This is a genomic window from Curtobacterium pusillum, from assembly GCF_007673235.1.
GTDB classification, from domain to species: Bacteria; Actinomycetota; Actinomycetes; order Actinomycetales; family Microbacteriaceae; genus Curtobacterium; species Curtobacterium pusillum_C.
This window is the reverse complement of the sequence record NZ_VDZH01000002.1, coordinates 298956-322610: the sequence shown is the minus strand read 5'-3', so window position 1 is coordinate 322610 and position 23655 is coordinate 298956. Positions and strand designations below refer to the sequence as shown.

General features: G+C 70.7%; 23 protein-coding genes. 12 read left to right on the top strand and 11 right to left on the bottom strand.

Features of this window, described 5'->3' with window-relative positions; all coding sequences use genetic code 11:
• Positions 1-47: 47 nt before the first annotated feature.
• Both FS532_RS06240 and FS532_RS06235 read right to left on the bottom strand, forming a co-directional pair.
• Positions 48-1034 (bottom strand): carbohydrate ABC transporter permease, encoded by a 987-nt coding sequence (locus tag FS532_RS06240; protein WP_222121944.1) that lies wholly within the window; start codon positions 1032-1034, stop codon positions 48-50.
• On the bottom strand, positions 1031-1966 hold the full coding sequence (locus FS532_RS06235; RefSeq protein WP_144751488.1) for a carbohydrate ABC transporter permease: 936 nt from the start codon (positions 1964-1966) through the stop codon (positions 1031-1033). The genes FS532_RS06240 and FS532_RS06235 overlap by 4 nt, the downstream gene beginning before the upstream one ends.
• A 185-nt stretch (positions 1967-2151) precedes the next feature.
• Here FS532_RS06235 and FS532_RS06230 point away from each other — a divergent pair, with 185 nt between their 5' ends.
• Both FS532_RS06230 and FS532_RS06225 read left to right on the top strand, forming a co-directional pair.
• Positions 2152-3150, top strand: a complete 999-nt coding sequence (locus FS532_RS06230; RefSeq protein WP_144752582.1) for a LacI family DNA-binding transcriptional regulator — start codon at positions 2152-2154, stop codon at positions 3148-3150.
• A 135-nt stretch (positions 3151-3285) separates the two neighbouring features.
• Complete coding sequence (locus FS532_RS06225; RefSeq protein ID WP_144751485.1) at positions 3286-3576, top strand: hypothetical protein; 291 nt, start codon at positions 3286-3288, stop codon at positions 3574-3576.
• A 343-nt stretch (positions 3577-3919) separates the two neighbouring features.
• On the opposite strand, the gene arfA is transcribed toward FS532_RS06225, so the two are convergent.
• Positions 3920-5425, bottom strand: coding sequence for an arabinosylfuranosidase ArfA (gene arfA, locus FS532_RS06220; protein ID WP_144751482.1), 1506 nt, complete (start codon positions 5423-5425; stop codon positions 3920-3922).
• Positions 5426-5650: 225 nt separating this feature from the next.
• On the opposite strand from arfA, the gene FS532_RS06215 reads away from it, so the two are divergent.
• The 3 genes from FS532_RS06215 to FS532_RS06205 are packed head-to-tail and all read left to right on the top strand — an operon-like array spanning position 5651 to position 8929.
• The gene (locus FS532_RS06215) at positions 5651-7018 is read left to right on the top strand and encodes an extracellular solute-binding protein (RefSeq protein ID WP_144751479.1); all 1368 of its coding nucleotides are present in this window, start codon (positions 5651-5653) and stop codon (positions 7016-7018) included.
• A 23-nt stretch (positions 7019-7041) separates the two neighbouring features.
• Positions 7042-8013 (top strand): carbohydrate ABC transporter permease, encoded by a 972-nt coding sequence (locus FS532_RS06210; RefSeq protein ID WP_144751476.1) that lies wholly within the window; start codon positions 7042-7044, stop codon positions 8011-8013.
• Position 8014: 1 nt separating this feature from the next.
• Positions 8015-8929, top strand: coding sequence for a carbohydrate ABC transporter permease (locus FS532_RS06205; protein WP_144751473.1), 915 nt, complete (start codon positions 8015-8017; stop codon positions 8927-8929).
• Between the two features lie 196 nt (positions 8930-9125).
• Here the strand turns inward: FS532_RS06205 and FS532_RS06200 are convergent, their stop codons facing one another.
• Positions 9126-9953: a siderophore-interacting protein gene (locus FS532_RS06200; RefSeq protein ID WP_144751470.1), complete on the bottom strand. Its 828-nt coding sequence runs from the start codon at positions 9951-9953 to the stop codon at positions 9126-9128.
• Positions 9954-9981: 28 nt separating this feature from the next.
• Between FS532_RS06200 and FS532_RS06195 the strand changes: the two genes are divergently transcribed.
• The 4 genes from FS532_RS06195 to FS532_RS06180 are packed head-to-tail and all read left to right on the top strand — an operon-like array spanning position 9982 to position 14043.
• Complete coding sequence (locus tag FS532_RS06195) at positions 9982-11061, top strand: FecCD family ABC transporter permease (protein WP_260852591.1); 1080 nt, start codon at positions 9982-9984, stop codon at positions 11059-11061.
• On the top strand, positions 11058-12146 hold the full coding sequence (locus tag FS532_RS06190) for a FecCD family ABC transporter permease (protein WP_260852590.1): 1089 nt from the start codon (positions 11058-11060) through the stop codon (positions 12144-12146). Before FS532_RS06195 ends, FS532_RS06190 begins: the two co-directional genes overlap by 4 nt.
• Positions 12143-13009: an ABC transporter ATP-binding protein gene (locus FS532_RS06185; protein WP_144751464.1), complete on the top strand. Its 867-nt coding sequence runs from the start codon at positions 12143-12145 to the stop codon at positions 13007-13009. Before FS532_RS06190 ends, FS532_RS06185 begins: the two co-directional genes overlap by 4 nt.
• An 11-nt stretch (positions 13010-13020) precedes the next feature.
• On the top strand, positions 13021-14043 hold the full coding sequence (locus FS532_RS06180) for an ABC transporter substrate-binding protein (protein ID WP_144751460.1): 1023 nt from the start codon (positions 13021-13023) through the stop codon (positions 14041-14043).
• A gap of 81 nt (positions 14044-14124) precedes the next feature.
• On the opposite strand, the gene FS532_RS06175 is transcribed toward FS532_RS06180, so the two are convergent.
• The 7 genes from FS532_RS06175 to FS532_RS06145 form a co-directional block, all read right to left on the bottom strand.
• Complete coding sequence (locus tag FS532_RS06175) at positions 14125-14553, bottom strand: MarR family winged helix-turn-helix transcriptional regulator (RefSeq protein WP_222121943.1); 429 nt, start codon at positions 14551-14553, stop codon at positions 14125-14127.
• Complete coding sequence (locus FS532_RS06170) at positions 14550-15551, bottom strand: zinc-binding dehydrogenase (protein WP_144751457.1); 1002 nt, start codon at positions 15549-15551, stop codon at positions 14550-14552. The genes FS532_RS06175 and FS532_RS06170 overlap by 4 nt, the downstream gene beginning before the upstream one ends.
• Positions 15552-15602: 51 nt before the next feature.
• Positions 15603-17654: a transglycosylase domain-containing protein gene (locus FS532_RS06165; RefSeq protein WP_260852589.1), complete on the bottom strand. Its 2052-nt coding sequence runs from the start codon at positions 17652-17654 to the stop codon at positions 15603-15605.
• Between the two features lie 95 nt (positions 17655-17749).
• Positions 17750-18406, bottom strand: a complete 657-nt coding sequence (locus tag FS532_RS06160; protein ID WP_144751454.1) for a response regulator — start codon at positions 18404-18406, stop codon at positions 17750-17752.
• Positions 18403-19665 (bottom strand): sensor histidine kinase, encoded by a 1263-nt coding sequence (locus FS532_RS06155; RefSeq protein ID WP_144751451.1) that lies wholly within the window; start codon positions 19663-19665, stop codon positions 18403-18405. Before FS532_RS06155 ends, FS532_RS06160 begins: the two co-directional genes overlap by 4 nt.
• On the bottom strand, positions 19662-20525 hold the full coding sequence (locus tag FS532_RS06150; RefSeq protein WP_144751448.1) for an ABC transporter permease subunit: 864 nt from the start codon (positions 20523-20525) through the stop codon (positions 19662-19664). The genes FS532_RS06155 and FS532_RS06150 overlap by 4 nt, the downstream gene beginning before the upstream one ends.
• A complete protein-coding gene (locus FS532_RS06145) occupies positions 20522-21433 on the bottom strand; it encodes an ABC transporter ATP-binding protein (protein ID WP_144751446.1) in 912 nt (303 codons plus the stop codon). The genes FS532_RS06150 and FS532_RS06145 overlap by 4 nt, the downstream gene beginning before the upstream one ends.
• Positions 21434-21567: 134 nt before the next feature.
• Between FS532_RS06145 and FS532_RS06140 the strand changes: the two genes are divergently transcribed.
• The 3 genes from FS532_RS06140 to FS532_RS06130 are packed head-to-tail and all read left to right on the top strand — an operon-like array spanning position 21568 to position 23526.
• Positions 21568-22560, top strand: coding sequence for an alpha/beta hydrolase (locus FS532_RS06140; RefSeq protein WP_144751443.1), 993 nt, complete (start codon positions 21568-21570; stop codon positions 22558-22560).
• A gap of 25 nt (positions 22561-22585) precedes the next feature.
• Complete coding sequence (locus FS532_RS06135) at positions 22586-22960, top strand: VOC family protein (protein WP_079236812.1); 375 nt, start codon at positions 22586-22588, stop codon at positions 22958-22960.
• Positions 22957-23526, top strand: coding sequence for a GNAT family N-acetyltransferase (locus tag FS532_RS06130; protein WP_144751440.1), 570 nt, complete (start codon positions 22957-22959; stop codon positions 23524-23526). Before FS532_RS06135 ends, FS532_RS06130 begins: the two co-directional genes overlap by 4 nt.
• The last annotated feature ends 129 nt before the right edge of the window (positions 23527-23655 follow it).

The following is a 23655-nucleotide window of genomic DNA, read 5'->3' as shown; positions in this document are numbered from 1 at the left end:
GACCGGAGGCGCGTGGCGGGGTCGCCCCGCGCCTCCAGGCCGATGGGTCAGGCCTTGACGGACCCGGCCGCGAGGCCGGACTGCCAGAAGCGCTGGAGGAAGAGGAACGCGACCACGATCGGGATGATCGTGAGGAGCGATCCCGTGACGACGAGGTTGTAGATCGGCTGCGCACCGGAGCCGGTGGCCTGGGCGTTCCACTGGTTCAGGCCGACCGTCAGCGGGTACCACTTCGGGTCGCTCAGCATGATGAGCGGCAGGAAGTAGTTGTTCCAGGTGGCGACGACCGCGAACAGCAGGACCGTCACGACACCGGGCGCGAGCAGGCGCAGCGCGATCGTGAAGAAGATCCGGAACTCGCCGGCGCCGTCCATGCGGGCGGCCTCGAGGAGTTCAGCGGGGATCGCGTCGACCGCGTAGGTCCAGATCAGGTACATGCCGAACGGGCTGATGAGCGACGGCAGGATGATCGCCCACGGGGTGTTCGTCAGGCCGAACTGCGAGAACAGCAGGAACGTCGGGACGGCGAGGGCGGTGCCGGGGACGGCGATCGCGCCGAGGACGACGGCGAACACGGCGCGACGACCCGGGAACTGGAACTTCGCCATGCCGTAGCCGGCGATCGTGGCGAGCATCGTGGCCCCGCCGGCGCCGACGACGACGTAGAGCAGCGTGTTGCCGAGCCACTGGACGAAGATGCCGTCGTTGTAGGTCAGCGTGTCGACGATGTTCTGCCAGAGGTTGAACTTCCCGCCGAACCACAGGCCGAAGGTCGACAGCAGCGAGGACTGCGTCTTCGTGCTGTTCACGAGCAGGTAGAACAGCGGCGCGAAGGAGTAGACGACGAAGACGACCATCACCGCGGTGAGGAGACCGGAACGCTTCTGCTTGCGTCCGCCTTCTGCGTTCCGCAGGCGGCGGGTCCGGGTCGGCCTGGAGGCGCGGCTCGCCTTCTCGCGCGGGTCGCGCTGCGTCGTGGTCGCCTCGGTGACCGTGGCCGGTCCGGTCGCGGCGGGTTGCTGCAGGGTGCTCATCGGTTCTCCTGGCGGGTTCCGCGGACCTGGACGACGTAGGCGATCACGGCGGTGATCACGCCCATGACGATCGCGACGGTCGCGGAGTAGTTGAACTGCTGGCCGCTGAACGACAGCGAGTAGGCGTACATGTTCGGGGTGAAGGCGCTGCCGATGACGTTCGGGGCGAGGGTCTTGAGCAGGTTCGGCTCGTTGAAGAGCTGGAAGCTGCCGATGATCGAGAAGATCGTGGCGATCACCATCGGGCCGCGCAGAGCGGGGAGCTTGATGGAGGACACCGTGCGCAGGGGCCCGGCGCCGTCGAGCTCGGCCGCTTCGTACAGGTCACCGGGGACGACCCGGAGGGCGGCGTAGAAGATCAGCATGTTGTAGCCGAGGAACTCCCACGTGACCACGTTGCCGATCGACGTCAGGACCCAGTCGGGGCTGAACGGCTGCAGCAGGTCGATGCCGAGCGCGTGGTTCGCGGCGCCGGTCAGCCCGAACTGGTTGCCGTAGATGAAGCCCCAGATGAGCGCCGCGACGACACCGGGGACCGCGTACGGCAGGAACACGGCGATGCGGAAGAACGACGTGCCCCAGAGCCGGGCGCTGTCGAGGGCCAGGGCGGCGACGAGCGCGAGGCCGAGCATGATCGGGACCTGCACGAGCAGGAACAGGGCCACCCGACCGAGACCGGACCAGAACTTGGCGTCCTGGAAGAGCTGGACGTAGTTGGCGAACCAGACGAACTGGTTGCCGCCGATCAGCTGGTCGCGGAACAGGCTCAGCCAGAGCGCGTACCCGATCGGCACGATGAGCATCGCGATCAGGACGACGACGAACGGGCCGACGAAGAGCCATCCCGTGTACCTGCCGCGCGGCTTGGCGCGGCGGCGCGGTGGCACGGTCGGAGCGGTGGCTCCGGCTGCGCGCGCTTCGAGCGTGCTCATGTGACTCCCTTGTCGTGCTGCGTTCGGGTCCGTCGATGTTGACGTCAACATCGAACGGCGCGACGATAGCATGGCAACGTCAACATGCGCTAGCGTTCGGGAACTGCAGGGCACATCGCCCGGAACCGGAGGGCATCGTGACGACCGAACTCGCGGCCGCGGCCGCCGCTCGCCGCTCCCCCTCGATGGCCGCCGTCGCCGAGGCCGCCGGGGTCTCGATGCAGACCGTGTCCCGCGTCGCCCGCGGCTTCGACAACGTGTCGCCGGACACCCGCGACCGCGTCCAGCGCGCCATGGACGACCTCGGGTACCGCCCGAACCGTGCCGCCCGAGCCCTGCGCTCCGGGCGGTTCCGCACCATCGGCGTGATCATGTTCACCCTCGCGTCGTACGGGAACATGCGCACGCTCGAGGCGATCGCCGACGCCGCGGGTGCCGCCGACTTCACGATCACCCTGCTGCCGATGGCGTCCCGGACCGAGGAAGGCGTCCGCTCGGCGTTCTCCCGACTGCACGAGCAGGCCGTCGACGGCGTCGTCATCATCATCGAGTCGCACATCATCGACACCGCCGAGGTCGTGCTGCCGGACGGCGTCCCGATGGTCGTGGTCGACTCCACCGGCACGACGCAGCACCCCGCGATCGACACCGACCAGGCCGACGGGGCACGGCAGGCCACGCAGCACCTGCTCGACCTCGGGCACGAGACCGTCTGGCACGTCGCCGGACCGGAGTCGTCGTACTCCGCCGCACGCCGCCTCGCCGCCTGGCAGGCCACGCTCGAGGCCGCGGGGCGAACGGTCCCGCCGGTCTTCCACGGCGGCTGGAGCGCCGACTCCGGGTACCGCGCCGGACTGGTGATCGCTGGTCGGCCGGAGATCACCGCCGTCTTCGCCGCCAACGACCAGACCGCCCTCGGTGTGCTCCGCGCCGCCCACGAGCTCGGTCGCGCCGTGCCGGAGACCCTCAGCGTGGTGGGGTTCGACGACTCCCCCGAGTCCGACTCGTTCTGGCCGCCGCTCACCACCGTGCACCAGTCCTTCGACGAGGTCGGCCGTCGAGCGGTCACGAACCTCCTCACCCAGATCGACGGGCAGCGCGTCCGGGCCGAGGCCGACCTGGTCCCCGTCCGGCTCGTCGAGCGGTCCAGCACCGCGGCCCCACCGACCCGGACGGTGCGCTGACGCGATCAGCCTCCGGGGCGTACCGTGCACCCGGAGCCGGATCGCTGTCCCGGCCCCGGGTGTGCGCCACTTCCGTGTGTCCGGAGGACGAGCCGTCGGCTGCGGTCCTCATCTCCCCACCTCGGCGTTCGGATCATGAAGAACATCGTCTACGGACTGACCGCTGTCCTCACCTCGGACGAGGCAGCCGATGCGGTGCTGGACTACGCCGCCGCCCTGGCGCACGCGGGGCTCGCGGACACCGTCGCCGTCCCGACCGTCGATGCCTTCGGGAGCACCACGACCACCTCGTTCCTGCTCGCCCCCGCGCTCGGCCTGCTGATCGAGGACGCGGCGGACGACCCGCTCGGCCCCGACACCGCCGCGTTCGTCGAGGAGATCTCGTGGCGGGCGCGCGCCGTGCGCTGCACGCCGCCGGGCGGCTGAGCGCCGGACGCGCGCCGCGCGAGCTGCTGCCCGCCCCGCGCCGGGGCGGCTCTTCGCGCTCACCGACACCTCACGCGCCAGCCGTCCCGTGAACTGTCGCCCACCGCGTGAGACGCGACCGGGTGACGGCCGGGAGGCGCGGTGCCAGCCCGCACCGCGCCTCCCGTCCGCTGCCACGCACCTCACGCGCTCAGCGACAGATCACGCGTTCGGGGCCCGTGAAGTGTCGTGCAACGCGAAACAACGCACCGACTGCCCGCACGGCAGAGGGCGCCGGCACCGCGAAGCGGCCCGACGCCCTCTGTGCTCACTCGACGCCCGCCGGAGCGCACGCCGAGGCGTCTCAGCCGATCGACACGGCGGTCCAGGAGACCGGCGGGAGCTCGATCGTGACGGTGTCGCCCTCGCGGCGGACGGACTCGTTGGTGCGGAGCCCGACGCGGGTGGTGTTCGCCAGGTCGTTCACCGCGTGCACGTCGTCGTCCCAGATGCCCTCGGCACGGACGTCGCCGTCGACCGTCAGGCCGGCGAGGTCGATCGTGACGGTCGTGGACTCCGACGGGTGGCGGTTCACGAGGAAGACCGCCGCCGTGCCGTCCGCGTCGACGGTGGCCGCCGAGTCGACGACCGGGACCTCGCCGTGCTTGCCGCCGTCGACCGTGTCACCGGAGGCCTTGACCTGCAGCGACGTGCCGTTGGCGAGCTTCGACGTCAGCGAGAACGGGAAGAACGTCGTCTGGCGCCAGGCGGGTCCGCCGGGCTCGGTCATGATCGGGCCGATCACGTTGACGAGCTGGGCGAGCGAAGCCGAGGCGACCCGGTCCGCGTGGCGGAGCAGCGAGATGAGCAGCCCACCGACGACCACGGCGTCGGCGACGGTGTATACGTCCTCGAGGAGGCGCGGGGCGACCGGCCACTCCTCGAGCGTGAACTCCTTCGCCTGCTCGTGCCACTTCGTCAGCGACCAGACGTTCCACTCGTCGAACGAGATGTCGATCCGCTTGTCGGACTTCTTCTGCGCCTGCACGTGGTCGGCGGCGGTCGTGACCGTCTTGATGAAGTGGTCCATGTTGACGCCGGAGGCGAGGAACGAGGCGAGGTCGCCGTCCTCCTCGTAGTAGGCGTGCGCGGAGATGTAGTCGACGTCGTCGTAGGTGTGCTCGAGCACGGTGCGCTCCCACTCGCCGAACGTCGGCATCGAGGCGCCGGACGAACCGCAGGCGACGAGCTCGAGGTCGGGCTGGATCTGGCGCATGGCCTTGGCGGTCATCGCGGCGAGCTTGCCGTAGTCCTCGGCGTTCTTGTGGCCGAGCTGCCACGGGCCGTCCATCTCGTTGCCGAGACACCACATCTTGATCGCGAACGGCTCCTGGCGGCCGTTCGACCGGCGGTACTCGGACAGCGCGGTTCCGGCGTCGATGTTCGCGTACTCGAGGAGCTCGATGGCCTCGGCGGTGCCGCGGGTACCGAGGTTCACCGCGAGCATGAGCTCGGAGCCGACCTGGTCGAGCCAGTGCTGGAACTCGTGCAGACCGACCTCGTTCGTCTCGGTCGAGTGCCAGGCGAGGTCGAGCCGGCGCGGGCGCTGCTCGACGGGTCCGACCCCGTCCTCCCACTTGTACCCGGAGACGAAGTTGCCGCCGGGGTAGCGGATCGCGGACACGCCCAGTTCCTTGACCAGGTCGACCACGTCACGACGGAAGCCGTGCTCGTCGGCGGTCTCGTGGGCGGGCTCGTGGATGCCGTCGTAGACGTGGCGTCCGAGGTGTTCGACGAACCCGCCGAACAGGCGACGTCGCACCGGCCCCACGGTGAACGCGGCGTCGAGGACGAGGTGTGTGCGGGGCATGGATCTCCTTCGATCGTCGGGCTGCCTGCGCTCGGCAAAGTGAGCGCTCACGTTCCCGAAACGCTAGCGGCTTTCCGCGCAACACGAAAGGGGGCACCCGCCAACATCACGGATCAGCCGTCAGCCGAGAGGAAGGGGTGGCGGCACGCCGGGACGCGCGCTAATGTGAGCGCTCACGGAGCACCGACCCTGCTCCGACTCGGCCCGTCCCGATGGAGTGATGCCATGCCGAACCGAATCCCCGTACCCACCCCGCACCCACGAGGCGGCGCCTTCACACGGCGGAGCCTCCTCGCCGCGGGCGCAGCCGCCGCGACGGTCCTGCCGCTCGCCGCCTGCTCCAGTCCCCTCGCCGCCGGCATCGCCGGAGCGCCGCTCAACCCGGAGACCCTCGTCTTCTGGAACCTCTTCGGCGGCGGTGACGGCCTTCGCATGCAGGAGATGGAGGCCGGCTACGCCAAGCAGCACGGAGGCTCGTCCTCGTTGCAGGCGACCACGTTCGCGTGGGGCAACCCGTACTACTCCAAGGTCACACTGGCCACCGTCGGGAACAAGCCGCCGGACGTCGCAATCGCCCACCTCACCCGTGCGAAGCCGCTCTGGGACGGCGACCTGCTCGACCCCATCACGTCCGACGACCTCGCGAGCGTCGGCCTGAGTGCAAGCGACTTCAACCAGAAGGCCTGGACGGCGCAGAAGACCGACGGCAAGAACATCTGCATCCCGCTCGACACCCACCCCTTCGTCCTCTTCTACAACGTTGATGTCTGTCAGAAGGCCGGCCTCATCGACAGCGACGGCAAGCTCAAGGACCTGACCGGCATCGACGCCTTCGAGAGCGCACTCGCTGCGGTCGCGAAGGTCACCGGCGGCACGGCCCTCAACGTCGCCAACGTCAGCGAGATCGCGACGCCGTGGCGGTTCTTCTGGACGATGTACAACCAGATCGACGGCGCGACGCCGTTCATCAGCGACGGCGGCTCGAAGCTCACGGTGAACGAGGACGCGTACACGAAGGTCACCGACATGACCCAGAAGTGGGTCAAGAACGGCTGGCTCAACAAGGGTCTCGACTACGCCACCGCGCAGACGCTGATGTTCACCGGCAAGGCGGGCTTCTTCATGCAGGGCGAGTGGGAGATCAGCACGGCGCAGTCGATCAAGGGCCTGAAGTTCGGCATGGCGCCGATCCCGCAGCTCTTCGACAAGCCGGCGACGCAGGCCGACTCGCACACGTTCATCCTCCCGAGGAAGGACCGCACGCCCGAGCAGCGCAAGGCGCACATGCTCTTCATCAAGCAGATGCTCGAGCAGAGCCTCACGTGGGCGCAGGGCGGACACGTCCCGGCCTACATGCCGACCTACGACAGCACCGCGTACAAGAAGCTCACGCCGCAGTCGAACTACGCCTCGGCCGCCGAGAGCGCCGTGTTCGACGACCCGGCCTGGTACGGCGGATCGGGGTCGACCTTCGAGAACACGGTCGGCGCGCAGCTCGCCCTCGTCCAGCAGGGCAGCAGCTCCCCGGCGCAGGCCATGTCCGCGATCAAGTCGCAGCTGTCCACCTACCTCAACACCCCGAGCCCGCTGTAAGCCCGCGCGAAAGGCACGACGACGTGACCACAGCACCTGTCCTCGACCGGCCCACCGACGCGGCCACGGCGCCGCGTGATCGCCGGGCCGGCTCCTACCGGACCAGCCTCACGCGCGGCCAGGGCCGCTCGGGGTGGCTGTTCCTCGCCCCCTTCGGCCTGTTCTACCTGGCCTTCCTGCTCGGCCCCACGGTGTGGATGATCGTGTCGAGCTTCTTCAACACCTCGACCGTCCGCACCGGACTCGGCAGCTTCGCCGGGTTCGCGAACTACGCGGAGATGCTCAGTCGCGACGACTTCTGGTCATCGCTCTGGCACACCCTGCAGTTCACGCTGTACACGACGCCGCCGCTCGTCATCCTGGCGTTCCTCTTCGCCGTGCTGACGAACCGGATGAACCGCGGCCAGTGGTTCTTCCGCCTGGCGTTCTTCCTGCCGTTCATCCTGCCGTCGGCGACGATCTCGCTGATCTGGGTGTTCATCTTCACGCCCGCGACAGGTCTGTTCGCGTCGATCCAGTCGGCGATCGGCCTGACCCCCGGCGCCGGCGTCCTGGCGAGCCCGAACACCGCGATGATCGGTGTCGCGATCGCCACGGTGTGGTGGACCCTCGGCTTCAACTTCGTGCTCTACCTCGCCGGCCTCCAGGAGATCCCGCGCGAACTGTACGAAGCCGCGGCCGTCGACGGCGCCTCGAACTGGCAGCAGATCAAGTCGATCACGCTGCCGCTCCTCGGCCGCACCACGACGCTCGTCATCCTGCTGCAGATCATCGCGAGCCTGAAGATCTTCGACCAGGTGTACCTGATGACGAACGGCGGGCCGGGCATCTCGACCCAGGTCTCGCTGCAGCTCATCACCGGCGTCGGCTTCACCGACAACCGACTCGGCGCAGCATCGGCCGCATCGGTGCTCCTGTTCATCGTGATCGTCGCGATCGCGATCATCCGGCAGATCGTCGAGCGCGCTGCCGCCAAGCGAGAGATGGGTGCCTGACGTGACCACCACCGAGAGCATCACGACCGACCGCCCGAAACTCCGCACCGGGGTCTCCGCCGCGGCACCGGCGAACGCCGCGAAGATCGGCGTCTCAGGCAGGGGCTTCAACCTCGTCGCCGGCATCATCCTCGGCGTCTTCGCGGTCATCTGGCTCATCCCGAGCCTGTTCGCGCTGAAGACGTCCCTGTCCGACAACGGCGTCGCGGCCCTCGGCGCCAACTCGATCCTGTCGAACTGGAACCCGACGCTGCACTCCTACGCGGCGCTGTTCCAGGCCGGCGACATCTGGAACTGGTACCTGGCGAGCGGCATCACGAGCCTCGTGACGACCGCCCTGACGGTGCTGTTCGCGTCGATGGCGGCGTTCGCGCTGTCCCGGCTCGCCTTCCGAGGGCGGAACGTCGCGTTCCTGCTCATCATCCTGGGCATCATGATCCCGACACAGGTCCTGATCATCCCGATCTTCCAGGAGCTCAACTCGGTCGGGCTGCTCAACACCTACTGGTCGGTCATCTTCCCGCAGGTCCCTGCCGTCATCGCGGTGTTCATCTTCAAGCAGTTCTTCGACGGGATTCCTCGGGAGCTCGAGGAGGCCGCCCGCATCGACGGTGCCGGCATGTGGAAGATCTACTGGTCGGTGATCCTGCCGCTGTCGCGTCCGGTCATCGCAGCGGTGGCCATCCTGACCTTCGTCGGGGTGTGGAACAACCTGCTGCTGCCGTTGTTCGTGCTGTCCAACCCGGACCTCATGACGATCCCGGTCGGGCTCGCCACGGTCCAGGGCAGCTTCGGTCAGCGCTACGCGGACATCCAGGCCGGGGCGATCCTGGCGGCGTTGCCGCTGATCATCCTCTACCTGATCTTCCAGCGGCAGATCGTGGAGGGTGTGACCGGGTCCGGTCTCAAGGGCTGACGCGACCCCACATCGGACTGGAGGCGCGGTGCCAGCTGGCACCGCGCCTCCAGTCCGTCTGTGCGCACGCCACTGACCGGGCGTGCCGATCCGCGCATGGTGAGCGGAATCGCTCGTAGGAGGCAGGAAGTTCCCGCCTCCTACGAGCGATTCGTCTTCCTATGCGCGGAACGTCACGCGGAGCACCCGCGGAACGTCAGGCGGAGACGGACTCGCGCGCCTCGTGCTTCCAGAACCCGGAGAACGTGATGCGGGACTTCGGCAGGCCGGCGCGGTGCAGGTGGCGGCGTCCCTCGGTGGCGAGCGTCGACTCCCCCACGACGAACGCGTACCCGTGCTCGTCCGCCGGCACGTGCCGCTGCAGTTCGGCGAGCGCCGCCCGACCGGGCACGGTGTGCTCGGTCTCCGAGCGGACGATCCACGTCACGCTGACCCCGGCCGGGGCATCGAGTTCACGGACGTCCCCAGCGGTGGGGACCTCCTGGATGATGCGGCCGACGGTGTCACGGGGTAGCGATGCCGCGATGCCGACGACGCCGGGCAGGCCCGTCTCCTCGGCCGCGATGACGACCTCGCTCGTGCCCTCGGGGACGTCGAAGATGCAGCCCTGGTCGAGCATCGCCAGCTCGTCGCCGGGACGGGCGGCGCAGGCCCAGATCGCGGCGCGGCCCTCGGGTTCGCCGTCGGCTCCGGTGTGCACGACGAAGTCGATGTCCATCTCGCGCGACTCGGCGCGGAACTCGGCGACGGTGTAGTTCGCGCAGTGCGGACGGACGTCCTCGGGGATCGCGAGGAAGGTCGGCCACCACTTCTTGCCGTCGAGGTCCGGCATCCGGAACGCGTCCTGGTCGGGGCGCTGGACGAACAGCCGGAACCAGTGGTCGAAGCCGAGGTAGCCGAACTCGGCCAGGTCGTCCCCGGTCACCGTGACGCGCTGCATCGACGGCGTCGTGCGCTCGCTCCGGACGACACGAGCACGGAAGAGCCGGGGGTTCTCGGGCAGGAGCCGCGGGGTCTTCGCCATGAGGCAAGGCTAACCTAAGATGATCTCCGTGCCAGCCCCCACCCCTGCCCTGGCTTCCGCTCCGGACGCCCGCGCCGTCGACCCGACGGATGCCCTCGGCGTGCACCGCGCCGCCGTCCATCGTCGTGTCCTGGTGATCGTCGGCCTGCTCGTCGTGCTCGCCGCGGTGGCGGTCGCGAGCATGTTGCTCGGCAGCAACCGGATCGGTGTCGACCGGGTCCTCGACGGCCTCACCCGGAGCGGCAGCAGCACCGACGAGGCGATCGTCTGGGGCTCACGGATCCCCCGCACGTTCATCGGCGCCGCCGTCGGTGCAGCCCTCGGCGTCGCCGGACTCCTCATGCAGGGCCACACCCGGAACCCGCTCGCCGACCCCGGTCTGTTCGGTGTCTCGTCGGGTGCGGGGCTCGCGGTCGTCATCGGCGTGTACGTCTTCGGCGTGACGAGCACCGGCGCGACCGTCTGGTTCGCCCTCGCCGGCGCAGTCGTCGCGAGCGTCGTCGTGTTCTCCGTGACGATCGCCGGCAGCGGGACGGCGAGCCCGGTCCCGCTGGCCCTCGCCGGAGCCGCGGTGTCGGCGCTGCTCGGCGCACTGACCTCCTTCATCGTGCTCACCGACCAGGACTCGCTCGACGCCTACCGGCTCTGGGTGGTCGGGTCGCTCGCGGCCCGTCAGCTCGACGTGCTCGGGGCCGTGTGGCCGTTCCTCGTCGCCGGGCTCGTGCTCGCCGTGCTGAACGTTCGGGCGCTCGACGCGCTCGGCCTCGGCACCGACCTGGCCAAGGGCCTCGGCGAGAACATCGTCGTCGCGCGGCTCGTCGGCCTCGGCGGGATCACGCTCCTCGCCGCCGGGGCGACCGCGGCCGCGGGGCCGATCGGCTTCGTCGGGCTGACCGTCCCGCACGTCGCCCGCGCCCTCGTCGGCACGGGCCACCGCTGGACCCTGCCCGTGTCCGCACTCGTCGGGGCGTCGCTCGTGCTGCTCGCCGACGTGGTGGGCCGGCTCGTCGGCGGGTTCGCCGAGGTCGAGGTCGGCATCGTCCTGGCCGTCATCGGCGGTCCGGTGTTCGTCGCGGTCGCCCGTCGCCGATCGTTGGTGTCCCTGTGAGCGCGGCCCCGACCGAGACGGTCCCCGCCGCCCCCGGCCGCCGCGGCGTCGTCGTCGGCCCCGTCGGCCTCGCCTGGCGTCCCCGCGTCTTCTGGTACACGGTCGCCGCACTCGCCACCGCCCTGCTGCTCGTCGTCCTCGGCGTCGCGATCGGCTCGACGTGGATCACCCCCGTGACGGTCGTGCGGTCGCTGCTCGGGCTCGAGACCGGCCCCGACGCCTTCATCGTCGAGAACCTCCGCCTGCCGCGCGTGCTCACCGGCGCCCTCGTCGGCCTGACCCTCGGGGTGGCCGGAGCGCTGACGCAGACCTTCACGCGCAACCCGCTCGGCACGCCGGACATCATCGGCGTGACCTCGGGCGCGAGCGTCGGCGCCGTGGCCGCGATCGTGCTCGGCGGCGGCACGTACTCGGTGTCGGCCATCGTCCTCGGCGGGGGTATCCCGATCGCGGCGACCATCGGTGCGCTGGTCGCCGCCGTCGCGGTGTACGGCCTCGGCTGGCGGGGCGGCGTGCAGAGCTACCGGCTCGTCCTCGTCGGCATCGGCGTGAGCGCGACGCTCGACGCCGTCACCAGCTACCTGCTCGTCCGGGCGAAGATCACCGCAGCCGCGGCCGCGTCGCAGTGGCTCGTCGGCAGTCTCAGCAGCACGTCGTGGACCACGGTGTGGCCGTTGCTCGTCGTCGCCGCGATCGCGGTCCCCCTCGCCCTGGCGACCAGCGCGGCGCTCGGGATCGGGCAGCTCGGGGACGAGGTCGCGACCGGCGTGGGCCTGGCCGTCCAGCGCCACCGGCTCGTCGTGATCGCGTTGGCGGTCGTCCTCACCGCCGCTGCCGTCGCCGCCGCCGGCCCGGTCGGGTTCGTGGCGTTCGTGGTGCCGCAGATCGGGCTCCGGCTCGCCGGGACGAACCGCCCACCGCTCCTGCTCGCGGGGGCGCTCGGCGCCGTGCTCGTCCTCGCCGCGGACCTGCTGGCCCGTGCGGCGTTCCCGTGGCAGGTGCCCGTCGGCATCGTCACGACCGTCGTCGGCGCCCCGTACCTGATCTGGCTGCTCGTCCGTCACCGCAAGGAGATGTCCCGATGAACCGCACCGTCCACACCGTCCCGGCGGACGACGCCCCCGTCCTCGAAGCCCGCGGCCTGTCCGTCGGCTACGACCGCCACCCGGTGCTCGCCGACCTGGACCTCCGGATCGAACGCGGCACCGTGACGACGTTCCTCGGCGCGAACGGCTGCGGCAAGTCCACGCTGCTCAAGGCGTTCGGCCGGGTGCTCAAGCCGCAGGCCGGCGAGGTCCACCTGGACGGCGTCCCGATCCGCAGCGAGCCGAACCGCGCGGTCGCCCGCAAGCTCGCGATCCTGCCGCAGTCGCCCGTCGCCCCGGCGGGCACGAGTGTGCTCGACCTGGTGATGCGCGGCCGGAACCCGCACCAGTCCTGGGCGAAGCCGTGGACGGCGGACGACGCCGACGTCGCCGAGCAGGCCATCGCCGCGACCGGACTCACCGACGTCGCACACCGTGACGTCGCGAGCCTGTCCGGCGGACAGCGGCAGCGCGCCTGGATCGCCCTGGTCGTCGCGCAGCAGGCGGAGACGCTGTTGCTCGACGAACCGACGACCTACCTCGACCTCGCGCACCAGCTCGAGGTCCTCCGGCTCGTGCGCCGCCTCAACCGCGAACAGGGCTCGACGGTCGTGATGGTCCTGCACGACCTGTCCCTCGCCGCGCGCTACTCGGACCGGCTCGTCGTCCTGCACGACGGCGGGGTCGCCGCGGACGGAACCCCGTCGGACGTCCTGACCCCGGAGCTCCTGGAGCGCGCGTTCGGACTGCACGCCCGGGTCGTCGCGGACCCGGTGACCGGCGCACCGATGATCGTGCCGGAGGCCGACGAGCACGAGGTCATCCACGATGTCGAACTGGCGGGCGCAGGCAACTTAGGTTAGCCTCTCCTAACGTGAAGATCCCCCGCCGCGGCTCCCTCCGTGCCGCCCTCGTGACCTCCGTGGCCGTCTCGGCCCTCCTCCTCGCCGGCTGCTCCAGCACCAGCAGCTCGAACGACTCCGCCGGCAGCGGCAGCACCGCTGCGTCCGACGGCGCGTGGTCGTACAAGGACGCCACCGGCGCGACCGTCAAGGTCGACCACACCCCGAAGCGCGTCGTGGTGCTCAACGACATCGCGCTCTCGTTCATCGAGTACGGCCTGAAGCCGGTCGGCACCTTCGGCCAGCTCACGATGGCGAAGGACGCCCGTTTCAAGGGCCTCGACACCGATGGCGTCACGCAGCTCGGCGAGGCCTACGGCGACATCGACCTCGAACAGCTCGCAGCGCTCAAGCCCGACCTCGTCGTGACCTCGGTCTACCCGACCGACGAGAAGGGCACGCTCGACGAAACGCAGCCCGGCTACGGCTTCAAGGACATGGAGCAGGAGAAGCAGATCCAGGCGATCGCGCCCGTCGTGCAGGTGAAGTGGGGTGGCAAGGGCGAGGACGTCATCGAGAAGATCGCCGACCTGGCGGAGTCCCTCGGCGCGAAGGAGTCCACGGTCGACAAGGCCGAGAAGCGCTTCGACACCGCGGCCGACGAGCTCGAGAAGGTCGCCAAGGACAAGGACCTCTCGGTGGTCTCGATGTACGCCGACGGCGACGGCGCGTACGTCACCCGGCCGACCGACGAGCCGTCGCTGGAGATGTACTCCTCGTTCGGCGTCGACTTCGTGAACCCGAAGCCGAAGGGCTTCTACTGGGGCATCTACTCGTGGGAGAACGCCGGCCAGATCACCGGCGACGTGATCCTGCTGTCGCAGCAGGGCTACCAGGTCGCGGACCTCGAGAAGCAGCCGACCTTCGCGGACAACGCCGCCCTGCAGGCGGGTCAGGTCCACAGCTGGACCTTCCCGGCGCTCGACTACGCGTCGCAGGCCGACTACATGCAGAAGATGGCGGGCTGGCTCGAGGACAGCAAGAAGCTGTCGTAGACGCGACCGACCAACGGACTGGAGGCGCGGTGCCAGCTGGCACCGTGCCTCCAGTCCGTTCCACTGGTCACCTGCAGAGCGTCAGTCGCCTCGCCGGATCCGGGCGAGCACAGCGCGCACCTGCTCCAGGTGCGTGGCGGGGACCCCCGCTGTCGCCGCCTCGAGCGCGCCGTCGAGCGCCGCGCGCGCCACGGCCAGGGTGCGCGCGCCCTCAGGCGTCACCTCGAGCCGCGACGACCGGCGGTCGTCCGGGTGCGGGACACGGCGGACGCACCCCTCGCGCTCGAGACGGTCGACGACCTTGCTCGCCGCCCCCACCGTGATCACGACGGTCTCCGCGACGTCCTGCACCCGTGCCGTGCCCCCTCGTTCGTCGATCACCCGGAGCGCGGTGACGCTCCCGAGTGCCAGCCCACTCGCCGCGGTGACCGCGGTGTCGGCTGCGTTCCACACCGCGATCTGCGTACGGACGAGCGCATCGAAGAACTCGAGACGGTCCTGAGCGCTCACGACCGACCACCCTCGACGCGCACGACGAGCTTGCCGCGCACGGCTCCCGATTCCATGTCACCGTGCGCCCGCACGACGTCCTGCTCCGTGAAGTCGTAGACCCGGCCGATCGGGAACGTCATCGTGCCGTCCGCGACGGCGTCGACCACACGCTGGAGGACCTCGGCCGGCAGGTCCGCCGCGGCACCGGAGTACGCCGTGAGCCGGACGCCGTTCGGGATGACGTCGTTCGGGTAGAAGTCCGGCACGATCCACTCGTCCGAGAGCATCCCCGTGAAGCACACGGTGCCGTGCACGGCGACCGCGCGGAGGGTGTCGCGGAGGACTCCGGCACCGACGAGCTCGACCGCACCGTCCACCCCGCCCGGCCGGATCGCGCGGACCTGCGCGGCGACCGCTCCGTCGTCGACGAGCACGTGGTCGACACCTGCCGCACGGAGCACGTCGGCGTGCGCGGCCGATCGCGTGGTCGAGAACACCGTGGCCCCGCGCTCCTTCGCGAGCACCGCGATCGCCAACCCGACCGACGAGGTCCCGCCACGGACGAGGACCGACCCGCCGTCGCGCAGGTCGATACCGGTGGTGAGCGAGCCGTACGCCGTCTGCACCATCTCCGGCAGGGCGCCGAGCACCGCCGGGTCGAGCGTGCTCCTGATCGGGACGACACTCGCCGCCGGGACGCAGGTGTACTCGGCGTACCCGCCGTCGATGGTCCGCCCCATCCCGCCCATCAGCGCGACGACCTGTTGTCCGGGCGCGAACTCCCCGCCAGGCGCGCGGACGACACGGCCCGTCGCCTCGATGCCCGGGATGCGCGGGAACGACCCGAAGGACCCGAGCCCTTGCCGGAAGTGCTGCTCGGAGCGGTTCAGACCGAACGCCTCCACCCGGACGAGGACCCACCCCACCGCGGGTTCGGGAACGGGGACGGTCCGCATCCGGAGGGCATCCGGCGCCCCCGGTCCGTCGAGGACGATCGCGCGCATCACATCAGCCATGCGGCGAGATTAGCATTCCATGGAAGATACTTCCAGTGACGGTAACCTCGGTCAGCCGACCGGCAGCGCCGCGTTCACCCCCGTCTGCGCCTGCCGCCAGACCGCGGCACGCGTGCCGGCGTAGGTGCCCTCGCCGCTCGAGTAGTGCCGCAGGTTCGTCTTGCCGCCGTCGGTGTTGCCCTGCCAGTAGGCCGTCACCGCACGCTTCGTCCCGCCGACGAGCCAGATCTGATCGGCGGCGTCGGTGGTTCCGGTCTTGCCGAACAGGGTCGCGCCGTCCGGGGTCTGCCCACCGCTCGCGGTGCCGCCACGGAAGGCGCCCTGCATCACCTCGAACGCGGTCGAGGCCACCGTGGCGGAGACGGCCTGCTTGCAGGCCTTCGGCTGCCCGCCGAGATGTTTGCCGCTCCGGTCCGTCACCTGGTCCACGATCACCGGCGCGCAGTACACCCCGCCGTTCGCGATGCCGGCGTACGCGGCTGCCATCGTGAGCGGGGCGATGCTCGTCGTGCCGAGCACGGCCGCCGGGTTCGCCGGCAGGTCGCCGCCGCGAGCCGGATGGACTCCGAGGCTCGCGGCCACGTCGCGGATGTCGCACAGGTCGAGCTGGGCGGCCATGGACGCGTACGCCGCGTTCACCGACTGCGCCGTGGCAGCACGGACCGTGTACGGGCCGGTCTGACCCGGTGAGTCGTTCTTCGGGTCCCAGAACGCGGAGATCGTCTGCCCGCACTGCGTCCACGTGCTCTGCGCGTGCCGGGTGCCGTTCACGACTGCGTCCGGGCTCTTCCCGGCGGCGAGCCACGCCAGGAGCGTGAACATCTTGTACGTCGACCCGACCTGGAAGCCGCCGGATCCGCCGTACGCGTGGTCGGTCGCGTAGTTGAGCGACGTCGCGGTCGCGGGAGCCCGGTCGGAGCGGTCGTAGTCCGTGTTCTGGGCCATCGTCAGGACGCGTCCGGTGCCGGCCTCCACCGTGTCGAGGGTCGCGCCGAGGGCGAACCGGGACTCGGACGCCGGGTCGTACCGGTCGAGCAGGTCCTTCTGCTGCCCGTTCAGGTCGAGGTCGAGCGTCGTCTGGATCCGGTAGCCGCCCTTCCGCCAGGCGTCCTGGCGGCGGTCCTCGGTCGGACCGAGCTGCGGCAGCTCCTGCGCCACGCGCACCGCGTAGTCACAGAAGAACTCCGCGCCGCGGACGACCGCCTCGCAGCCCTGCTGCGGCGCGGTGATGCGGACGTAGTCGGCCGGCTTCGACGCGAGCGCCTCGGTCAGCTCGGCCCGGGTCAGGTGCCCCTGGTCGTGCATCGACCGGAGGATGACGTCGCGACGGGCGACGTTGTCGTCGTAGTGCGCCGGCGTCGAGAGGTCGCGGCGTTCGGGCCACTGGACGATCGCGATCAGGGATGCCGCCTCGGCCGGGCTGAGGTCGGTGGCGTCCTTGCCGTAGTAGTGCTGCGCGGCCGACTGCACGCCGTACGTCTGGTCGCCGAAGTAGGCGATGTTGAGGTACGCCGTCAGGATCTCCTGCTTCGAGTACTCCTTCGCGAGTCCGATCGCGAGCTTCATCTCGGCGAGCTTCCGGTCCGCCGTCCGCTTGGTCGCCTCCTCGTAGGCGGCGTCGCGTTCCGCCTCGGTGGGGAGCTCGCTCGCCTGCTGGATCTTGATGTTCCGCACGAGCTGCATCGTCAGCGTCGAGCCGCCCGAACCACCCTTGCCGCCGGCGGCGATGACGCTCACGAGCGACCGGACCATGCTCGTCGCGTCCACCCCGCCGGTCTCGTAGAACCGCTTGTCCTCGCCGTCGACGGCCGCGTGCTCGAGGGTGTCGCTGATCTGGTCGAGGGTGAGCTCCTGCCGGTTCTGCGCCCACACGTTCGCCAGGTGCACCGGCTGGCCGCCGCGGTACGCCCAGATCTCGTTCCGCTGCGGGAGGTCACCGATCTCGATGTACTCCGGCATCGAGTCGAACACTCCGATCGCCGAGCTCGTACCCACGCCCGCGACCGCCAGCACCGGCGTCACGCCGACCCCGACCAGCAACCCGGCGAGCACACTGCCACCCACGAAGCCGAACACGGCTCCCCCTGCACGTCTGAACGTCATGGCCGGAGCGTCCCAGCCGTCCTCGGACGACAGCCGGGACTTCTCCGGAGAAGTCCGACATGTCGGCTGGGAATGCCCCGAGGCGGTACGGATCGTTACGAAGGACGGGCCAGGCCGTGCTCGTAGGCGAAGATCACCGCGTGCACCCGGTCGCGCAGGCCGAGCTTCGCGAGGACCCGACCGACGTGCGTCTTCACCGTCGACTCGCTGGTGTGCAGCGCGCCCGCGATCTCCTGGTTCGACAGCCCACCGGCGATGGCGAGCAGCACGTCCCGCTCCCGAGGTGTCAACACCGACGCCGCGTCTCCCCCGCTGTCGTCCGGGTCGGGCAGCCGAGTGCCGAAGAGCTCGAGCATCCGCTGCGTGACCCGCGGCGACACGACCGCCTCGCCCGACGCCACCGCCCGGACCGCATCGAGCAACTGCGCCGAGCTGATGTCCTTGAGCAGGAAGCCGCTGGCCCCGGCGCGGAGCCCGCCGAACGCGTACTCGTCGAGGTCGAACGTCGTGAGGACGAGCACCCGGGTGTCCGGCACCTGCTCCACGATCGCCGCCGTCGCCGTGACGCCGTCGACCCGCGGCATCCGGACGTCCATGAGCACGACGTCCGGGTGGTGGGCGCGGGCGAGCTGGACCCCGGCGGCACCGTCCTCGGCCTCCCCCACGACCTCGATGTCGGGCTGTGCTTCGAGCAGCAGCCGGAACCCGGTCCGGATGAGCTGTTGGTCGTCGACGATCGCGACGCGGATCATGCGGGCACCTTCCTGATCGGGATCGAGGCCCGGACCTCCCAGCCGCCGTCGGGACGGGGACCGGCGTCGACGCTGCCGTCGAGCGCGTGCACCCGTTCACGGATGCCGATGAGTCCGCGGCCGGCGTCGATGGGGGTGTCGGTCGCGGAGCGGCGCCCGTCGTCGGCGACCCGGACGACGACGCTGTCCGTGGTCGACGTCACGACCGCCGAGACCGCGCGGGCGTCCGGGGCGTACCGGACGGCGTTCGTGAGCGACTCCTGCACGATCCGGTACACGGCGAGTTGCAGGGCGTCGTCGTCCGGCGGGGCACCGACGAGCTCGAGCGTGACGGGGGTGCCGACCGTCCGGAAGCAGTCGACGAGCTGCGGGAGGTCACGGATCGCGGGCTGGGGTGCATGTGGCGCCGGCGTGTCCGGCTCGGCGCCGGTGTCCCCGTCGTTCAGCACCCCGAGCATCCGCCGCATGTCGGTCATCGCGCTGCGGCCCACGTCGGCGACGCCGTGCATGGCGGCCGCCGACGGCTCCGTGGCCGGGAGCCCGGCGGCGGCCCCCTCGGCCAACCGGACCATCACCGTCACCGAGTGCGACACGATGTCGTGCATCTCGCGGGCGATCCTCGCGCGTTCCGCCGCGGCGGCGAGCCGGGCCTGCTGGTCCCGTTCCCGAGCGAGCTGGCGTGCGCGTTCGATCAACGCCTCGGTGTAGCGGCGCCGGTCCCCGGTCGTCGTGCCGATCAGGACCGCGATCACGAGGAAGGCGGGGAGTGCCGGCGCGAAGACCTCGCCGAGGCCACCCGAGCCCGGCGCGACGACCCACACCCGCACGGCGGTCGCGGCCGCCCCGAGGACCGACGCGACGGCGATGCTCCACCAGCCGGCTGCCCGGGACCACCAGACGCACGCGGCGAAGGCGGCGAAGAGCATCGGCGAGTACCCGGCCTCGGTCCACGCCATCGCGACGACCGACACGAGGCCGGCCACCACGGTGATCTGCGGCCGGGTCCGGCGGAACGGGATGCCCGACACCGCGATGCCCACGAGGACCAGGACGATGACGGTGTTCGCGACGGACTCGTCCGCGCGCCACACCCCGCCGATCGCGAACGCGAACTCGGGACCACCCCAGAACAGGATGAGGAGGGCGTCCGCGACGCGCGGGTGCCCGGCCCACAGGCGTCGGATCGGGCCGGGCGGGACGGGCAGCGTGACGTCCCCGGCGTCGTCGAGGGCGCCGGGGAACGTTCTCGCTGGCGTCACGCGTCTCGCTTCTGGGCCAGGACGAGGGCCGTCACCGTCGCGACGACCACCCACGCCGCCAGCACCGCGAATCCACTCCACCCGCCCAAGGCTAGGACGCCGTCGTGCCAGCCGGACGTGTCCTCGGTGCCGAACTGCATCAACGGCTGTCCGGCGTTCTGCGGGAGCACGTTGTTCACCGTGCCGAGCCACTTCGCGTTCGTGAAGCCCTGGATGAGCTGCACGATCACCGGGGCGACGAGCATGAGGCCGAGCACACTGGCGATCGCCCCCGCGGTGGACCGCAGGATGATGCCCACCGCGAACGCCAGCAGGCCGATGAGCGTCAGGTACACGGACGCCCCCAGCAGCGGCATCGCGACGCTGCCGTCGAGCGACGCTTCGACGCCGTTGGCGTTGGCGATCGGCATCGTGATGAACGCGGTGGCCCACACGCTGATCGCACTGGCGACGAAGACGCTCGCGGCCAGGACGACACCCTTCGCGGCGAGCGCCTCCCACCGCCTGGGCACGGCTGCGAAGGTCGACCGGATCATGCCGGTGCCGTACTCGCCGGTGACGACGAGTGCGCCGATCACCGCGACGACGAGGACCGAGATCGTCGCGCCGCTCGTGCTGTACTGCACGAGCGCGTTGCGCGCGGCGTCGCCGGTGAGCGTCTTCCCGTCGGTGTTCGCCAACGAGGCCAGCAGAACCCCGATGCCGATCGGCAGGAGGATCAGGACGAGGAAGCTCCAGATGGTCGAGCGGAGCGACCGCAGCTTGACCCACTCGGAGTGCAGGACCCCGGAGAACCGAAGGCGGACGTCGTCGTGGTGGACGGTGGTGCGCGGCCGTTCGGCCGTCATGGTGGCGCTCATCGGGCGACCTCTGATCGGTACTCGACCTCGTCGTGCGTCAGTTCGAGGTAGGCCTGTTCGAGACTCGCCGCGGTCGAGGCGAGCTGGTGCAGGACGATGCCGGACGCCGCAGCGGCCTCGCCGATCTGCTCGGCGCCGAGGCCGCGGACGCGCAGGCCGCCGCCGTCCTCGTACGCGATCGCGACGTCCGGGCCGGCGATGGCCGTCATGAGCCGATCCGGTTCGGGCGTGCGCACCGACACCGACCGCTCGGTGGACGAGGCCACGAGGTCGGCGAGGTCCGTGTCGGCCAGCACCCGCCCGCGACCCATCACGACGATGCGGTCCGCCGTCAGCGCCATCTCGCTCATGAGGTGACTGGAGATGAACACGGCGCGCCCCTCGGCCGCCAGGCTCCGGGCGAGCTGTCGCACCCACACGACGCCCTCGGGGTCGAGGCCGTTGACCGGTTCGTCGAGGATCAGGGTCTGCGGATCGCCGAGCAGTGCCGCCGCGATGCCGAGGCGCTGCCCCATGCCGAGCGAGAACCCGCCGACGCGCTTCTTCGCGACGTTCTCCAGCCCGGTCATCCCGATGACCTCTTCTACCCGCGACTTCGGGATGCGGTGGGTGACGGCGAGGGCGAGCAGGTGGTCGTACGCGCTGCGGCCCTTGTGCACGGCCTTCGCCTCGAGCAGGGCACCCACACGGCGCAGCGGGTCGCGGAGCTCGCGGTACGGGTGTCCGTCGACCACAGCGCTGCCGGACGTCGGGCTGTCCAGGCCCATCACCGCGCGCATCGTGGTGGACTTCCCGGCGCCGTTCGGCCCGAGGAACCCGGTGACGACACCGGGCCGCACGGTGAACGACACGTCGTCGACGGCGGTCTTCTCGCCGTAGCGCTTCGTCAGGTTCTGGATCTCGATCATGCGGCAACGCTGCGAATCCGCGCCCCTCGCCCACATCGCCGCCAGCGCCCATCTTCGGGCGCCGCGCGTGGTACCCCGGTACCACCTGGCCGGAGCGCGGCACGGCCCGGAGGCTGCGCGGATACGCTCGACGGATGGCGGACTCCGGGTGGCACGAGGACGTCCTCGGAGCGCCGTTCGAACGCCTCGAACTCCCGCTGGGCGAGGACTCCGAGGGCCCGGTCGTCGCGACCCTGGTCCGCCGTCGCCGGTCCCCCGCGGACCTCCTGCTGCACGCGCACGGCCCGCTGCACGGTGTCGACGTCCTGTACGTGCACGGCTGGTCGGACTACTTCTTCCAGGTCGAGCTCGCCGATCGCGTCGAACGGCTCGGAGCACGGTTCCACGCCCTCGACCTCCGCAAGTACGGTCGCAGTCTCCGGCCGCACCAGACACCGGGGAACGTCGACGACCTCGCCACGTACGACCAGGACATCGGCGCCGCCCTCGACGCGATCGCCGCCGAGCACCACGGAGACACGGGTCGACGGCTCGTGCCGATGGGCCACTCGACCGGCGGGCTCACCCTGTCCCTCTGGGCGGCGCGGCACCCGGAGCGGGTCGACGGCCTCATCCTGAACAGCCCGTGGCTCGAGTTCCAGGCGAGTGCGGTCGGCCGGGCACTCGTGGCACCGGTGATCAAGCTCGGAGCACGGCGGAACCCGCTCGCCCCGCTCCCCGCCGTGGACCCGGGCTTCTACACCCGGACGGTCTCAGCAGCGGGCGAGGGCTCGTGGACCTACGACCAGCAGTGGCGGCCCGACCGGGGCTTCCCGCTGCACCCGGGCTGGCTCGCCGCGGTGTTCGACGGCCAGGCCACCGTCGAGGCCGGCCTCGAGCTCGAGGTCCCGGTGCTCGTGATGCTCAGCGACAAGAGCATGCTGCAGCCCCGGTGGGACGACGGGATGGCCCGGGCCGACGTCGCCCTCAACGTCGACGTCGTCGCGCACCGTGCCCTGTCCCTCGGCAGCGAGGTCACGGTCCGGCGGCTGCACGGCGCAGTGCACGACGTCGTGCTGTCGACCCCCGACGTCCGCGAGCACGCCTACGAGTCGATCGACCGGTGGGCCAGGTCACTGCCGCGCTGACCCGTCGGCCGTTACCCTGAGCGCCATGACCGCGTCGTTCAACCACACGATCATCGCGGCGAAGGAGCCCGCGGTGTCCGCGGCGTTCTTCGTCGACCTCCTCGAGGCCGCCGAGGCTCCGTCCTGGGGTCCGTTCACCAACCTGCAGCTCCCCGACGGCGTGCTCCTGCAGTTCGCCGCTCCCCCGATCGACTTCCCGCCGCAGCACTACGCGTTCCTGCTCGACGACGAGCACTTCGACCGCGCCTACGCCCGGATCACCGCCGAGGGCCGCGAGCACTGGGCCGACCCGCAGCGCCAGCGCCCGGGCGAGACGAACACCGAGCACGACGGCCGTGGCGTCTACCTCCTCGACCCGTCGGGCCACTACATCGAGCTGCTCACGAGGCCGTACCTGTGACGGTCACCCTGATCCGGCTCGACCCGACTGGTGCCGACCGTGCTGACCTCGTCGCGTTCCTGACCGGTGAGGAGTTCCCGTTCCACGTCCGGCGCACGATCGCCCGTGCGGACGCCGAGGCCGCGATCGACGCCGGCGCCTACCGCGACGACGAGCACGACACGTACTGGCTGCAGCACGAGGACCACGGACGCATCGGCATCGTCCGGCTCGAGGACCTCGCCGATCCCGTTCCGCTCTTCGACCTGCGCATCGCCGGCCGGTTCCGCGGCCAGGGCCTCGGCGTGCCGGCACTCCGGACGACCACCGACCACGTGTTCCGCGCGATGGGCGACGTCACACGCTTCGAGGGACAGACCCGGGAGGACAACGTCGCGATGCGCCGTGTCTTCGTCCGCGCGGGCTGGGTGAAGGAGGCGCACTACCGCGAAGCGTGGCCGGTCGAGGGCGCCCGTCCCGTCGCGTCCGTCGCGTACGGAATGCTCCGCCGCGACTGGGAATCGGGCACGGTGACGCCCGTCCCGTGGGACGACGACGTCATCGCGAGCAGCGAGCGGGGTCGCTGAGGCACCGGCCTGGAGGCACGGCTTGCTTCCGCCTCGCGGCGAACGTCGACAGATGCGAACCGCTGCGGGCTTCCGCGGCTGGACGCCGATGGCGGGCTGGGGCTCGGTGGCATCGCCGTCCGCAGTGCC

Bases quoted from the DNA above. Each gene is read 5' to 3' on its own strand.
- arfA (WP_144751482.1), bottom strand. From the start codon at position 5,425: ATGCCCCGCACACACCTCGTCCTCGACGCCGCGTTCACCGTGGGGCCG.
- FS532_RS06230 (WP_144752582.1), top strand. From the start codon at position 2,152: ATGGCCGCCGTCGCCGAGGCCGCCGGGGTCTCGATGCAGACCGTGTCC.
- FS532_RS06225 (WP_144751485.1), top strand. From the start codon at position 3,286: ATGAAGAACATCGTCTACGGACTGACCGCTGTCCTCACCTCGGACGAG.
- FS532_RS06240 (WP_222121944.1), bottom strand. From the start codon at position 1,034: ATGAGCACCCTGCAGCAACCCGCCGCGACCGGACCGGCCACGGTCACC.
- FS532_RS06200 (WP_144751470.1), bottom strand. From the start codon at position 9,953: ATGGCGAAGACCCCGCGGCTCCTGCCCGAGAACCCCCGGCTCTTCCGT.
- FS532_RS06145 (WP_144751446.1), bottom strand. From the start codon at position 21,433: ATGATCGAGATCCAGAACCTGACGAAGCGCTACGGCGAGAAGACCGCC.
- FS532_RS06140 (WP_144751443.1), top strand. From the start codon at position 21,568: ATGGCGGACTCCGGGTGGCACGAGGACGTCCTCGGAGCGCCGTTCGAA.
- FS532_RS06215 (WP_144751479.1), top strand. From the start codon at position 5,651: ATGCCGAACCGAATCCCCGTACCCACCCCGCACCCACGAGGCGGCGCC.
- FS532_RS06185 (WP_144751464.1), top strand. From the start codon at position 12,143: ATGAACCGCACCGTCCACACCGTCCCGGCGGACGACGCCCCCGTCCTC.
- FS532_RS06170 (WP_144751457.1), bottom strand. From the start codon at position 15,551: ATGGCTGATGTGATGCGCGCGATCGTCCTCGACGGACCGGGGGCGCCG.
- FS532_RS06135 (WP_079236812.1), top strand. From the start codon at position 22,586: ATGACCGCGTCGTTCAACCACACGATCATCGCGGCGAAGGAGCCCGCG.
- FS532_RS06160 (WP_144751454.1), bottom strand. From the start codon at position 18,406: ATGATCCGCGTCGCGATCGTCGACGACCAACAGCTCATCCGGACCGGG.
- FS532_RS06150 (WP_144751448.1), bottom strand. From the start codon at position 20,525: ATGAGCGCCACCATGACGGCCGAACGGCCGCGCACCACCGTCCACCAC.
- FS532_RS06165 (WP_260852589.1), bottom strand. From the start codon at position 17,654: ATGACGTTCAGACGTGCAGGGGGAGCCGTGTTCGGCTTCGTGGGTGGC.
- FS532_RS06235 (WP_144751488.1), bottom strand. From the start codon at position 1,966: ATGAGCACGCTCGAAGCGCGCGCAGCCGGAGCCACCGCTCCGACCGTG.